This window comes from Paenibacillus sp. FSL R10-2736 (genome assembly GCF_038000245.1).
Taxonomy (GTDB): Bacteria; Bacillota; Bacilli; order Paenibacillales; family Paenibacillaceae; genus Paenibacillus_AQ; species Paenibacillus_AQ phytohabitans.
The window spans coordinates 3,900,585-3,914,326 of record NZ_JBBOBN010000001.1 but is presented as its reverse complement, the minus strand read 5'-3'; the positions used below and the strand labels follow the sequence as shown (position 1 = coordinate 3,914,326).

Sequence of the window (13,742 nt, the reverse complement as noted above, 5' to 3'; positions counted from 1 at the left end):
GCGGAGTAATTCTAAGCAGTATCGCTTCATAAAACTTTTAGGAGGAACAATATGAGCTTTTTTAAGAAACTGAAAGAAAGCATCTCCGGCAAAACGGAAAGTGTAACGAAACAATTCCGCGACGGCCTGGAGAAGACCCGCAAGGGCTTCGTTGAGAAGGTCTCTGATCTGATCATCCGCCGCAAAAAGATAGATGAAGAATTCTATGAAGAGCTGGAGGAGATTCTGATCGGTGCCGATGTTGGCGTCAATACAGTAATGAATCTGGTAGAAGAGCTTCGCGTCGAAGTGAAGCAGAAGCGGATCGAGGATGCTGCAGAGCTGCAGCCGATTCTCTCCCGCAAGCTGATGGAGCTGCTGCGCGGCGATGACGATAACAGTCTGAACGAGAACCCGGACGGCATTACAGTCATTCTGTTCGTAGGCGTGAACGGGGTCGGTAAGACTACAACGATCGGCAAGCTGGCGCACCGTTATAAGCAGGAGGGCAAGAAGGTACTGCTGGCGGCAGGTGATACTTTCCGTGCGGGTGCAATTGAACAGCTCGAGGTCTGGGGCCAGCGCGCTGGCGTGGACGTGATCAAGCAGCAGGCAGGTTCTGACCCGGCAGCTGTTATGTTCGATGCGGTACAGGCTGCCAAGCAGCGTAACGTAGACGTACTGATCTGCGATACCGCCGGCAGACTGCAGAACAAGAGCAATCTGATGGAAGAGCTGAACAAAATCTTCCGGGTCATTCAGCGCGAAATACCGAGTGCCCCGCATGAGGTACTGATGGTGCTGGATGCAACGACCGGCCAGAATGCACTGAGCCAGGCCAAGCTGTTTGGAGAGAAGAGCGGCGTGACCGGGTTGGTGCTGACCAAGCTGGACGGCACCGCGAAGGGCGGAATTGTAGTAGCCATCCGCCAGGAGATGAATCTTCCGGTGAAGCTGGTGGGTCTGGGCGAGAAGATGGAAGACCTCCAGCCGTTTGATTCCGACCAGTTCGTGCATGCCCTGTTCGCAGGCATGATCTCCGAAGAGGAAGAGACCGAAGGACAAGCGTAATATCCGGGTCTCAACTCCTGCTGCATCAGTATGAACGTAATCTACAAGGCCTCCAGGGAGCGAAAATGCCCTGGGGGCTTTTTTGTGTGGGAAAGCAAGAGGAAGCTGCAGCCAGTATGGGGAGCGGCCTGAGAGGAGCTTATTTCCTGAAAAAACCGCTTAATGATAGTGAAGCGGACTGAGATTCCGTTATCCTGTTCATTTGAGCTGAAAATGAGGCGTCAGAAGTCATATAAGGGATTCTCAGTCCGAATGCTCCGCAAATCACCGGAATTTGCAAGAATAGCTGAATTTCAGTCCGCATCATAGGTGATGGGCATGAAGCAGCCCGCCCACATTTAAATAGAAGGAACGGCTGTTGTTTTACCAAGAACACTATAAAATAACAGCACATGAAAAATTCATAATAGTACTGCTTGTCAACGCTTCTGCATACAATTTGATGTATGATTCCCATTAGTACGCCTCCAAAGCACCTTTAAGAGAAAGGAAGCGATTCCAATCATGCGGGATGGTTCATGAACTCCATTTTGCTGTTATATATATTGACATGAACATTATCATTTACGTATTATGAAGTTAGTATTTAATATTTTCATGATAAATTCCTAAAAATTAAGCTAATTTGTCAACAAACTTTACACACCACACTGATCCGAGAGGAGTCGGGCTCATGTCCAAACTAGATCCTTTGCCCGGTGTAGCTCCGTATCCATTGCAGCATTTTTACGACGAAATGTATGCCGATGAACGGAGTATCCGGCCTCATTACAAGCATGTGAACCGCATGTTTTCCGGGATGAGCCCCGAAGAGCTGCAAGGCAAGCAGAAGCTGATGCAGCGTCGGATGATGGAAGAAGGCATTACTTTTACACTCTACAACCCGGCACAGGATCAACCGATGGAGCGGACAATTCCCTTCGACATGATTCCACGGATCATTCCAAAGGCAGAATGGGAGCGGCTTGAAGCCGGCATTGTGCAGCGGATTACAGCACTTAACCTGTTCATTCATGATATTTACCATGAGCAATATATCGTGAAGGACGGGATTGTACCACGGCGGATGATTATATCCAACTGCTATTTCCGGCCGGAAATGACTGGACTTCGGGTCCCTGGCGGGGCGTACGTTACTACCTCGGGGATCGATCTGATCCGCCATCATGACGGTGAGTATTATGTGCTTGAAGATAACTTGCGTACGCCTTCCGGATTCTCCTATTTATTCAAAGGCAGATCCCTTATGAACCAGCTCTTTCCCGAATTATCGTTCGCCAGCTCGATCCGCGATGTGGATCACAGCCTGAACCGGTTCCTGTCGGTACTGCGCAGCCTTTCCCCTTCGCGCACCAAAGATCCGGTGATCGCTCTGCTGACACCTGGCGAGTACAACTCCGCGTATTACGAGCATGCTTTTCTCGCTCAGCAAATGGGGATCCACCTGGTAGAAGGACGAGATCTGGTAGCCCAGGACCATAAGATCTACCTGAAAGAAATGAATGGCCTTCGCCGCGTGGATGTACTGTACCGCCGTTTAGATGATGATTTCATCGATCCTTTGGCTTTTCAGCCCAGCTCACTTCTTGGGGTTGCCGGCTTAATGAATGCCTACCGTGCCGGGAATATCGCAATTGCCAATGCACCAGGAACCGGTGTCGCAGATGACAAGGCCATGTATGTGTATGTGCCGGATATGATCCGTTATTATCTCAATGAAGAACCGATTCTGGGCAATGTTCCAACGTACCTGTTATCCCGGCCGCAGGAGCGGCAGTACGTGCTGGATAATCTGTCCGAAATGGTGGTGAAGGAGACCTCGCTCTCCGGCGGATACGGCATGCTGATCGGAAGCGAGGCGACCAAGCAGGATCTGGTGGATTTCCGGCTCAAGATTCTGGCGGAACCGGAGCGGTATATCGCCCAGCCCATAATGTCGCTGTCCCGTGCACCAGTATTGTCGGGAGCGTCCATGGCGCCGCGCCATATTGATCTTAGAGCATTCGTGCTGATGGGGGCTGACCGCAAGCCCCATGTGATTCCCGGCGGTCTTACCCGGGTGGCGATGCGCGAAGGCTCGCTGGTCGTGAACTCATCACAAGGCGGCGGAGTGAAGGACACTTGGGTAATGGCCTAACGTGATATGGATTCACCAATAATGCAGCATCAATATGTAAGGTGAAGGGGTGGCTACGATGCTGAATCGCAATGCGGAGGCTTTATTCTGGATTGGCCGGTATATAGAACGGGCTGAGAATCATGCAAGGCTGATCGATGTGCATTATCATATTCAACAGGAAGAGGATTTCCAGGCGGAGGGCCATAAGTGGTCAAGGCTGATTGATGCGCTTGGTGTCCGGAATGAATATCTGCAGCAATTCGAGAGCTTCGCCGAGCAGGATGTGCTGTCCTTCATCACACTGGATCTAGGTAATACGAATTCATTATTCTCATGTGTGCATCAGGCCAGGAACAATCTGCGTACTCTGCGCCAGCATTTACCCAGTGAGCTGTGGGACATTGCCAACAGCTTCAATCTGTGGCTTGGCGAGCAGTCGGTAGCAGATATTATGAGCAGCCCCCACCAGTTCTATCAGCAGATCAAAGAACGCGCCGCCATGTTCCTCGGAGCAGAACAGTCGGTGATGCTTCGCGGCAACGAATGGCATTTCATTGAAAGCGGCCGGTTCCTGGAGCGGGCCGAGAATACAACGCGTATTCTTCAGGCAGTAACGGTATCCTGCAAATCGAAGGATATCAATTCGATCTATACGCAGTTGCAAGCGGTGCTGAAATCGGTGAGCGGGTATCAGGCATTCCGCCGGTATTATGCGGATGATATGTCACCGGAGTGCATTTTGGAATTCCTGATTGTAAATCCGCATTTCCCGCGTTCCATAAGATTCTCCTTCCATAAGCTGGAAGAGCATCTGGCTAAGCTGGAGCTTGATAGCTCCGAGAAGGGCTCGGGGCATGAGAAGGTCATCCGCCAGGCGGGGAAGATCAAAGCCGAGCTGGACTATATGGAGAAGGAAGAAATGTCCGGCGACTTGGTCGAGGATGTTCTGCAGGCTCTGATGTTATCCTGCCAGAAGCTCGGCAAAACGATGGAGGGTGCATTTTTTCGCCGTGAAGGAGTCTCGGTATGAAGATCCAAATCAATCACACGACAACCTACACTTATTCGGAGCCGGTGACGGACAGTGTCAATGAGGTCAGACTGACGCCGCGCACCAATTACCGCCAGTCCTGTTACCATCATGAGGTGGAGGTGCATCCGCCGGCCAATCTGTTGACCTATGAAGATTTCTTCGGCAACCGCGTCCATGCCTATTCAGTGAACAAGCCGCATACGGAGATGGTGATCCATACCAAAGCGACGGTGGTGACGCTCGACAAGGCCCAGGGTGCGGACCTGCCGCATATCCCGCTGGAGGAGCAGGTAAAGCTGCTTAATGATGAGAAGTTCCAGAACCGTTATGTGGAGTTTATTCTGCCGACAAGGTATACCGAGGTGACGCCTGAGCTGGTGGAGTTTGCTTCACAGCATCCTTTTGAGGAAGCCGAGGATATGTATGAGTGGACCAAGAAGCTCTCCTCAACGATCTATGAACAGTTCACGTATGACCCTGAAGCGACCAGCGTAAACACAACGGTCAAAAAGGCGCTGAAGCTCAAACGCGGGGTCTGTCAGGATTATGCGCATCTGATGATTGCCGTCTGCCGCAGTGTAGGGCTGCCGTCGCGTTATGTGAGCGGGTATCATTTTGTCGGCGATCTGCAGGGAGGCAATGCTAATTTCGAGCAGGCCTCGCATGCCTGGGTAGAGACCCATATTCCGGGAACGGGCTGGTTGGGCTTCGATCCGACTAATAATGTTGAAGTTAGCTGGCGCTATATCAAGCTTGGACATGGACGGGATTACAAGGATATTGTTCCGGTCAAAGGCGTCTACCGCGGGGTAGCGGGCACCCTTACTGTTAAAGTGGATGTCCGGCGGCTGGATAATTAAAGATAACAGGCGGGGCCTCACATTGGTGAGGTCCTTTCATGTTGTAATTGTGTGATTAACCTGTGCAAGTTGCACAAGTTTTGTGCAATTTTTGCATAAAATGATTATAATCCAGGCTCAATTGGGTAATCTTGAAACAGAGCCATTCACATGAAGATGGACGATACGGAAGGAGAGAGTACATATGAGCCCAAATATAGCTAAAAAGCAGCGTTTTCTCGGGAAAACAGCCATAATTACAGGTGCGGGCTCGGGGATCGGCAGAGCGGCTGCGATTCAGATGGCACGCGAAGGTGCTAATGTGGCCTTATTCGATCTGGTGAATGAACGTACCTCGATCCTGGAGCAGAAGCTGAACAAGCTGCGCAAAGACTGCGCATTAGCCATTGATGTGGATACTTCGGATGCCGTCCGGATGGAAGAAGCGGTGCGCAGGACAGTGGAGCATTTCGGAGGGCTTGATATTGTCTTCGCGAATGCCGGCATTAACGGAGCGGTCGGTCCGATTGAGGAGCTGAGCCTGAGTGATTGGGAGAAAACCATTTCAGTTAATCTGACAGGTACCTTCCTGACGCTGAAATACAGTATTCCCCACCTGAAGGAGAAAGGCAAAGGCAGCATCATTATCACCAGCTCGATTAACGGCAACAGCAGATTCGCCAGCTTCGGCTGGTCACCATACAGTACTACCAAGGCAGGCCAAGTGGCGTTTGCGAAGATGGCCGCACTGGAGCTGGCCAAGTTCAAAATCCGCGTGAATGTCATTTGCCCGGGAGCAATATCCACGAATATCGATGAAAGCACTGAGTTCAATGAGGATGTGGAATCGATTGTGATTCCGATTGAATTCCCCGAAGGTGCACAGCCGCTCGCAGACGGTCCTGGTAAACCTGAGAATGTGGCTGATCTGGTGGCGTTCCTGGCCTCGGATGAGTCGATCCATATTACCGGTGCACAGATTGTTATTGATGGAGCGGAGTCATTGTTATCTTGAGTAGCTTGTATAAATAGGTTGTAGAAAATAACCTTGTCCCAAGATCCGCGTGATCTGGACAGGGTTATTTTATGCCGGCTTGACGATAATCGAATGATCGTTTATTATAGCCTCATGAGACATAAAGATGAGAATAAAAGTGAAGCTATTTTTCAGGCAACCCTGGAGCTGTTGAATGAGATCGGATTCTCCGACACTTCAATGTCCAAGATTGCGAAGCGTGCCCAGGTGTCACCGTCAACTATTTACGTTTATTTTGCGAATAAGGAGGACATGCTCGGCAAGCTGTATACCCGTGTGAAAGAGAAGATGAGCCTGAATATGGTACACGGACTTGAGGCCGATCAGCCGGTGCAGCAGGGAATGGCGGTTATGATGAGGAATCTGCGTGATTTCTTGCTGGAGAACCGGGATTATTTCCTGTTCCTGGAGCAGTTCAGCAATTCTCCGCTGCTTGCGAAATTATGCCTTGATGAGAGTATGGCGCTGATGTTCAAGCCCCTGCATGATTATATCGGGCGCGGGAAGCAGCAGGGCGTGCTGAAGCAGCTTGACGCCAGTCTGCTGTTGACCTATTGTTATTTCCCTGTCACCGCCCTGGCCAAGGAGCATTTCAAAGGAAACGGCGAATTTAACGAGGACAGGCTTTCGGAGATTATCAAGCTTAGCTGGGATGCGATTAAGGCTTGATAATTTCTTTTTTTGATTATAAAAGAACGAACGATCGTTTAATAAATAAGAGAAAGAGGTTAAAGGATATGTCAAAAGTATGGTTCATTACCGGAAGTTCACGCGGTTTAGGCCGTGCCCTTGCTGAGGCTGTATTGGCTAATGGGGATAAACTTGTGGCCACAGCCCGCAATCCGCAGCAGCTTGCGGATCTGGAAGAACGCTACGGCGGGCAAATATTCGCGGTTGCATTGGATGTGACCGATCCGGGGCAGACCGAGGCGGCTATCGCAGCTGCAGTTGAACGATTCGGGCGTCTGGACGTTGTTGTAAATAATGCAGGATATGGTAATATGTCTGCAATCGAAGAGACTTCTCTGGATGATTTCCGTGCACAGATTGAGACAAATCTATGGGGAGTCATCCATGTCTCCAAGGCAGTGCTGCCTGTTCTGCGTGAGCAGGGAAGCGGGCATTTCCTGCAGATATCCTCTATCGGCGGACGTGCAGGGGCTCCGGGACTCGCGGCATATCAGTCGGCAAAATGGGGGGTGGAGGGTTTCTCGGAAGTACTCGCCAAAGAGGCTGCCCCGCTGGGGATCAAGGTGACCATTGTTGAACCGGGGGGATTCCGTACAGACTGGGCGGGGCCTTCCATGAGTCATGTAGAACCCGGAGAACCGTATAAGGACACAGTAGGTCAACTGCTGAAGCATGTGCGGAGCCGCACAGGACAAGAACCCGGAGATCCGGCCAGAGCCGCGCAGGCAATGCTGGCGATTGTGGAAGAGGCCCATCCGCCGCTCCGTCTGCTGCTGGGCAGTGATGCTGTGGGGATGGCCAAGGAGATTGATCAGGCCAAGCTGGCCGAAACCTTACGCTGGGAGGCGCTTAGCACTTCTGCAGATTTTGCCGCGGATTGATAAGATTAGACGCAGAGCGGTTACAGCTAATAGTTATAAGAAAGCAGGCGAATATATGAGATCATCCCAACCTATAACAGCAGGAGGCAAAATCCGTGCAATCATTACCGGTTCTACCGGTATGGTGGGTGAAGGCGTGCTGCATGAATGCCTTACGCATCCTCAGGTGGAACAGATACTGCTGGTCAACCGCCGTCCCTCCGGCATTTCGCATCCCAAAGTAACCGAAATAATCCATGAGAATTTCTATGATCTCAGCAGCATCAGCGGGAAACTTGCGGGCTATAATGCCTGTTACTTTTGCCTCGGGGTATCTTCGGTCGGGTTGAAGGAAGAGGAATACCGCAGGCAGACCTATGATCTTACGATGCATGTGGCCCGGCAGCTGTCTGCCGTAAATCCGGACATGGTCTTCTGCTATGTGACCGGATCAGGTACGGACAGTACAGAACAAGGGCGCAGTATGTGGGCAAGAGTGAAGGGCAAGACGGAGAATGATCTGCGCAAGCTGCCGTTCCGGGGAACCTACTTCTTTCGTCCGGGATTTATCCGGCCTACTCCGGGCTTGACCCGCACACATAAATATTATTATGCTATTGGATGGATGTACCCCGTGCTTCGCGCCTTATTTCCGGGGTATGCCGTAACTCTGCAGGAAATTGGACTGGCCATGATTCATATTGTGAGCCGGGGCCATGACCGTGATATTGTGGAGAACCGGGATATTGCTGCTATAGCCAAACCGTAAGACCCTGCATCACATCCTCCAGAAAAAGGTGATTCCATGAACGAAGAGGTTACAAATTTCATTGCACAAATCAAAGTACCCTGGCAAGCGGAGATATGCTCTAAGTTGCTTCAAGTGATTCACGAAACTATTCCTGACGTGACGGAACGGATTCAGTATGGCAAACCGCATTTTCTCAAAAACGGGAAATATGCAGCTGTAATCTCCACCGCCAAAGGCTGGGTGAGCTTCTCCATATTCAATGCAGCAGCGCTGGAGGTACCTGAAGGCCAATTCGAAGCGGGAAGCGGGGACCGTCTTACAACCAAGCTGCCGGAGGGCAAGACTGTTGATTATGAACTGCTGTCCTCCTTGCTGAAACAAGCCTCGGATTCATTATAGAACGTTTAATTAAATAACCACAGCCTATTTCCAGAGACACTGCCATGATTGGCAGTGTTTTTGTTTTTTAAACAAACAATCTAATTAGATAGTTGTAAAATAACAAACGTAATGATATTATGTCTATATAAAAATAAACAAAGAATGTGGTGATCCAGTTGTCGGAAGGAAATGAAGCGATCCGGATTTCGGAGAAATTCTGGAATGCTTCTATTGCAGAATTGAAGCAGGGCTATACCTGTGAAGGTGACGGACACCTGGCTGTGTTCCATTGTCTGGTCTGCGGTGAGCAGTTCGAGAAGGGGATTATTTATAAGGATGGGGACAGATTCTATGAAGCTGAGAGGTTCGCAGCTCAGCATGTAGATAACATGCACGGGGGGATGTTCGCTTGGCTGCTTACGCTGGATAAGAAGCTGACCGGATTAACGGAGCTGCAGAAGGGTCTGCTGCAGGCCTTCCGTCAAAGTCTCAGTGACGCTGAGGCTGCCAAAGAGCTGGGAATCGGCAGCACGTCCACAGTCCGTAATCACCGGTTCACCCTTAGGGAGAAGATGAAGCAGGCCAGGCTGTTCCTGGCTGTAATGGAGCTGGCCGAAGAGAAGCCGGGGGCTTCATCCCCTTTTGTCAGTATTCCGCGTACGGCTGTGATGGTTGATGAACGGTTCGCCATTACTGAACAGGAGAATACCGAGATATTGGGTGCATATTTCAAACAGGGCCTGGACGGCCCCTTGTCAGAGTTCCCGAAGAAACAGAAACGCAAAGCGGCAATTCTGCGGCATTTGATCCAGCGTTTTGAGACGGGACGTCAGTACAGTGAGAAAGAAATTAACGCCGTGCTGGAATCCGCTTATCCCGATTATGTGACACTGCGGCGCTACCTGATCGATTACGGACTGCTGGACCGCGAAGATGACGGAAGCAGCTACTGGGTGAAATTATAGCAGAAGCTTATGGAAGAATAGATAAGCTAACGCAGATGAGAAGGAGAGACAAGAGAATGGATAAATCAAGACGCAAAGAGCTAGGATATAATTATGCGCACACGCACAGGCCGATGGGGGTATACAGAATTGTAAATACCGGCAACGACAAAGCGTATGTAGGAAGCAGCCTGAATCTCGACGGGGTCTGGAACAAGCATAAGTTCATGCTGGATATCAACAACCATGACAACAAGGAGCTGCAGGCCGATTGGAATAAATATGGTGAGGCCGGATTCCGTTTTGAGGTATTGGAGCAGATTAAGCCTGAAGAAGATTTCGTGGCAGATGTACAGGAATTGAAGAAATACCGCAAAATGCTGCCGGAGCTGGAGACCAAATGGCTGGAGCAGCTGTCTCCTTACGGTGAGCGGGGTTATCATAAGGAGAAGGTAAACCGGGAATGAATTTCATCAGTGCCTGTGCTAAAATAAGGGCAAACAGCAGGTGCTGGCGAATGGAGCGGTGTGTATGGCTATATTATCTTGGCTTGCAGAACAGAGAATTCAGGAGGCCATGCGCAGCGGAGAGTTTGCTAATCTGCCGGGGCATGGCAAGCCGCTGGAACTGGAGGATCTCTCGGGAGTGCCTGAGGATCTGCGGATGTCCTACAAGATCATGAAGAATGCAGGGCTGCTGCCCGAAGAAGTCTCTCTGCGTGCGGAGTGTGTAACCCTGCAAGAATTGCTGGCTGCCTGCCATCGCAGCGGGAACAGCGATAGCGGCGAACGCAAGGAGCTGGAATCCAGGCTGTCCCTCAAGCGCCTGCGCCTGCAGATCCTGCTGCAGGAACGCGGACTGGACGGCAGTGCGGCTTATATGGATTACGGCGATAAGATCCGGCAGCGCCTTGAAGGAATGGACGAGTAGGGAATATGTAGGAGCAGCCTCCGGTTCGAAGAACTGGGGGCTGTTTCTCTGTGTACATAGGTGGAGCTTAAAATATACATAGTCTGTATAGCAGAGGGTTGTACCGTGAGCTCTTATAGTGCAGACAATAATACAGAGCGTTAGCGGATAGTTGTATTTCCTGCAGTTAAAAGACGGAGATGAAGCGGATGATCCGGGATAACAGCATTCTGTACAACTAAAAATAGGAGAATTGTTCTTTTACGGCATAAGAGAATTTAATAAGTGTAGAGAGTGCAATTAAACCGGCTCTAAGGCAGAAATAGCCCGTTATAGTTGTACAAATTACAGTTAAAACTTGAGCCAGAGTCTCCGGTAAAGGAGAGCCTTCAATTCAAACAAGTCGTCCGTTGTTAGTCCGCAGGCAGTTTATAATCTTAATTTGAGCTGAACTCCTTGATATCCGGGCCGGTTTCGCCCATGATAATGAAATGGATATAGCTGATTAAAGTATGTTAATTCCAATTATACCTAATTTGTAGCGGATGATGGAGAGATGAAATGAAGCAGCTTCCAATTATGCAGGTGCTCCCTGACCTGAAAAGAATACTTACAGATACTACTGCGGCAATACTGATCGCCGAGCCGGGAGCGGGTAAGACCACAGGGACCCCTCCGGCTTTTTTGGACGAGCCTTGGCTGGCCGGCAAAACCATTCTCATGCTGGAGCCCAGACGTCTGGCAGCCCGTTCGGCGGCGGCTTATATGGCTTCCTGTCTCGGGGAAAGTGTCGGTCAGACGGTCGGATACCGGATGCGGATGGATACCATGGTGGGCAGGAATACGCGTATTGTTGTGGTTACAGAAGGTGTATTAACGAGAATGCTGCAAAGCGATCCTTCGCTAGGTGATGTCGGACTCGTGATTTTCGATGAATTTCATGAGCGGAGCCTGCATGCTGATCTGGGGCTGGCGCTGACGCTCGAAGCGCAGAGTGTATTGAGGGAGGATCTGCGCATTCTGGTGATGTCGGCGACACTGGATGGTGAGCGGGTATCGGCTCTGCTTGGCGGGGCACCGGTAGTCAACTGTCCGGGACGGACGTATCCGGTTGAAACGGTGTATGTACCGGGCCCCGACAAGATCTATCCCGAGCTAGCGGCGGCCGCAGCCGTGCGCCGGGCACTTACCGAGCAGCCGGGGGATGTACTGGTCTTCCTGCCGGGCGAACGGGAGATCCGCCGGACGGAGCAGGAGCTGGCCTCCGGAGGTCTTCCGGAGGGAACTGTGCTGCGTCCACTCTACGGCCAGCTGCCGCAGCAGATGCAGGAAGCAGCGGTCGCAGCGGCTGTACCGGGAGAACGCAAGGTCGTTCTGGCGACATCCATCGCCGAGACCAGTCTGACGATTGAAGGTGTGCGCACGGTGATTGACACGGGTCTTAGACGGACCCAGGTGTTCTCTCCGCGCACCGGCATGCCGCGCCTGACCACGGTGCCGGTCTCGAAGGCCTCGGCGGATCAGCGGCGCGGCCGGGCCGGCCGCACGGCGCCGGGTGTGTGCTACCGGCTGTGGAGCCGGGAGGAGCATGACCGCCTTCCGGACGATAACGTGCCGGAGATTATGGAGACCGACCTGGCGCAGCTTGCCCTGGAGCTGGCGCTGTGGGGCGTGCCGGAGCCCGGAGCGCTCGCCTGGCTCGATGCGCCGCCTGCCGCGCCTTACGCGCAGGCCACGGCGCTGCTGCGCCAGCTCGGCGCGCTGGACGCCGGCGGCGCCATTACGCCGCACGGCCGCAGCATGGCCGCGCTCGGCGCGCACCCGCGCATCGCGCACATGCTGCTGCGCGCGGCAGACCTAGCAGCGGCGCCGCTCGCGGCACTGCTCGCGGCGCTGCTGCAGGAGCGGGACCTTTTCAAGGGTCCCGCGGCACTAAGCAGCGACCTCACGCTGCGCGTGGAGGCGCTGCTCGGGTCCGGAAGCTCCGCTGCTGCAAGCGGCGGAGCAGACCCGGCGATCTTGCGCGCGGTGCAGCGCGAGAGCCGGAACTTCCTGGCGCAGCTGCACGCAGCGCCGGGTGAAGCCATAGACAACATCAGCCTCAGCGGGCTGCTGTTGTCGTTCGCCTATCCCGACCGCATCGGGCAGAAGCGCGGCGATGGCGCGTTTCTCCTCTCCGGCGGCCGGGGGGCGGCGATGCGCGAGGGCCAGCCGCTGGCGCGCTCGCCCTATATTGTGGCGCCCGGCGTGGATGACCGTGCCGGGCAGAGCCGGATCATGCTTGCCGCAGAGCTCTCCGAGCAGGAACTGCTGAAGCATCATGCGGACAGCCTTCTTGAAGAGCGCGAAGTCTACTGGGACAGCGAGAGCGGAAGCGTGAAGGCGCGCAGAGTAACCAGGCTGGGCGCACTCATCCTGAAGGAGACGACGCATGAACGCGCAACCGCAGAAGAGACGGAACACGTACTGCTGAAAGTGATTGCTGCAGAAGGGCTGGAACGGCTGCCGTGGGACAAGGGAACCATCCAGCTGCGCCAGCGGATGGGCTTCCTTCATGCCTTGCGGGCGGACTTTCCGGATATGTCCGATGCTGCGCTATGCGATACCCTGGACGAGTGGCTGGCCCCGTATATCCATGGAATGCGCAATCTGCGCGATCTGCAGCGTGTGAATCTGACGCAGGCTTTGGAGAATATGCTGGACTGGAACAGCAGGCAGACGCTGAATAGAGAAGCGCCCACACATATTACCGTGCCTAGCGGTTCGCGTATTCCACTGGATTACAGCAATCCGGGATCTCCGGTATTGGCCGTGAGGCTGCAGGAAATGTTCGGGCAGACCGATACGCCGAGGATTGGCGGAGGGAAGATTCCGGTGCTGCTACATCTGTTGTCTCCGGCCAGAAGGCCGATGCAGGTGACCTCAGACCTGGCCAGCTTTTGGCAGGGCACTTATTTTGAGGTCAAAAAAGATTTGAAAGGCCGCTACCCCAAGCACTACTGGCCGGATGATCCGCTGCAGGCTATTCCAACCAACCGCACCCGTCCGTCGAAATAAACATTTTTGCATATTAACGCAAATTAGCCCGCAAAGAATTGGAATCGCTGTTTGGCACACCTGTGAACGGGTA

General features: G+C 52.6%; 13 protein-coding genes. All 13 read left to right on the top strand.

Annotated features, from left to right (window positions below):
* Positions 1–51: 51 nt before the first annotated feature.
* The 13 genes from ftsY (at position 52) to hrpB (ending at position 13,669) form a co-directional block, all read left to right on the top strand.
* Complete coding sequence (ftsY, locus tag NSQ73_RS16890; protein WP_171719333.1) at positions 52–1,050, top strand: signal recognition particle-docking protein FtsY; 999 nt, start codon at positions 52–54, stop codon at positions 1,048–1,050.
* Between the two features lie 673 nt (positions 1,051–1,723).
* Complete coding sequence (locus NSQ73_RS16885; RefSeq protein WP_042136925.1) at positions 1,724–3,187, top strand: circularly permuted type 2 ATP-grasp protein; 1,464 nt, start codon at positions 1,724–1,726, stop codon at positions 3,185–3,187.
* A 58-nt stretch (positions 3,188–3,245) separates the two neighbouring features.
* Positions 3,246–4,199: an alpha-E domain-containing protein gene (locus NSQ73_RS16880; protein WP_039307436.1), complete on the top strand. Its 954-nt coding sequence runs from the start codon at positions 3,246–3,248 to the stop codon at positions 4,197–4,199.
* Positions 4,196–5,062 carry a transglutaminase family protein gene (locus NSQ73_RS16875; RefSeq protein WP_039307438.1) on the top strand — a complete coding sequence of 289 codons (867 nt, stop codon included), beginning with the start codon at positions 4,196–4,198 and terminating at the stop codon, positions 5,060–5,062. The genes NSQ73_RS16880 and NSQ73_RS16875 overlap by 4 nt, the downstream gene beginning before the upstream one ends.
* A 184-nt stretch (positions 5,063–5,246) precedes the next feature.
* Positions 5,247–6,056: an SDR family oxidoreductase gene (locus NSQ73_RS16870; RefSeq protein WP_042136926.1), complete on the top strand. Its 810-nt coding sequence runs from the start codon at positions 5,247–5,249 to the stop codon at positions 6,054–6,056.
* Between the two features lie 33 nt (positions 6,057–6,089).
* Positions 6,090–6,746, top strand: coding sequence for a TetR/AcrR family transcriptional regulator (locus NSQ73_RS16865; RefSeq protein WP_340987374.1), 657 nt, complete (start codon positions 6,090–6,092; stop codon positions 6,744–6,746).
* A 68-nt stretch (positions 6,747–6,814) separates the two neighbouring features.
* Complete coding sequence (locus NSQ73_RS16860; protein ID WP_340987373.1) at positions 6,815–7,648, top strand: oxidoreductase; 834 nt, start codon at positions 6,815–6,817, stop codon at positions 7,646–7,648.
* Positions 7,649–7,703: 55 nt separating this feature from the next.
* On the top strand, positions 7,704–8,396 hold the full coding sequence (locus tag NSQ73_RS16855) for an epimerase (protein WP_340987372.1): 693 nt from the start codon (positions 7,704–7,706) through the stop codon (positions 8,394–8,396).
* 36 nt (positions 8,397–8,432) lie between these two features.
* Positions 8,433–8,777, top strand: coding sequence for a DUF1801 domain-containing protein (locus tag NSQ73_RS16850; RefSeq protein WP_340987371.1), 345 nt, complete (start codon positions 8,433–8,435; stop codon positions 8,775–8,777).
* 179 nt (positions 8,778–8,956) lie between these two features.
* A complete protein-coding gene (locus NSQ73_RS16845; protein ID WP_340989303.1) occupies positions 8,957–9,724 on the top strand; it encodes a DUF2087 domain-containing protein in 768 nt (255 codons plus the stop codon).
* Between the two features lie 56 nt (positions 9,725–9,780).
* Positions 9,781–10,170 (top strand): GIY-YIG nuclease family protein, encoded by a 390-nt coding sequence (locus NSQ73_RS16840; RefSeq protein WP_340987370.1) that lies wholly within the window; start codon positions 9,781–9,783, stop codon positions 10,168–10,170.
* A 64-nt stretch (positions 10,171–10,234) separates the two neighbouring features.
* Complete coding sequence (locus NSQ73_RS16835) at positions 10,235–10,633, top strand: DnaJ family domain-containing protein (protein ID WP_340987368.1); 399 nt, start codon at positions 10,235–10,237, stop codon at positions 10,631–10,633.
* A gap of 540 nt (positions 10,634–11,173) precedes the next feature.
* Positions 11,174–13,669 carry an ATP-dependent helicase HrpB gene (gene hrpB / locus NSQ73_RS16830; protein ID WP_340987367.1) on the top strand — a complete coding sequence of 832 codons (2,496 nt, stop codon included), beginning with the start codon at positions 11,174–11,176 and terminating at the stop codon, positions 13,667–13,669.
* The last annotated feature ends 73 nt before the right edge of the window (positions 13,670–13,742 follow it).

Coding starts and splice junctions, on each gene's coding strand:
- ftsY (WP_171719333.1), top strand. CDS start 52: ATGAGCTTTTTTAAGAAACTGAAAGAAAGCATCTCCGGCAAAACGGAA.
- NSQ73_RS16885 (WP_042136925.1), top strand. CDS start 1,724: ATGTCCAAACTAGATCCTTTGCCCGGTGTAGCTCCGTATCCATTGCAG.
- NSQ73_RS16880 (WP_039307436.1), top strand. CDS start 3,246: ATGCTGAATCGCAATGCGGAGGCTTTATTCTGGATTGGCCGGTATATA.
- NSQ73_RS16875 (WP_039307438.1), top strand. CDS start 4,196: ATGAAGATCCAAATCAATCACACGACAACCTACACTTATTCGGAGCCG.
- NSQ73_RS16870 (WP_042136926.1), top strand. CDS start 5,247: ATGAGCCCAAATATAGCTAAAAAGCAGCGTTTTCTCGGGAAAACAGCC.
- NSQ73_RS16860 (WP_340987373.1), top strand. CDS start 6,815: ATGTCAAAAGTATGGTTCATTACCGGAAGTTCACGCGGTTTAGGCCGT.
- NSQ73_RS16855 (WP_340987372.1), top strand. CDS start 7,704: ATGAGATCATCCCAACCTATAACAGCAGGAGGCAAAATCCGTGCAATC.
- NSQ73_RS16850 (WP_340987371.1), top strand. CDS start 8,433: ATGAACGAAGAGGTTACAAATTTCATTGCACAAATCAAAGTACCCTGG.
- NSQ73_RS16840 (WP_340987370.1), top strand. CDS start 9,781: ATGGATAAATCAAGACGCAAAGAGCTAGGATATAATTATGCGCACACG.
- NSQ73_RS16835 (WP_340987368.1), top strand. CDS start 10,235: ATGGCTATATTATCTTGGCTTGCAGAACAGAGAATTCAGGAGGCCATG.
- hrpB (WP_340987367.1), top strand. CDS start 11,174: ATGAAGCAGCTTCCAATTATGCAGGTGCTCCCTGACCTGAAAAGAATA.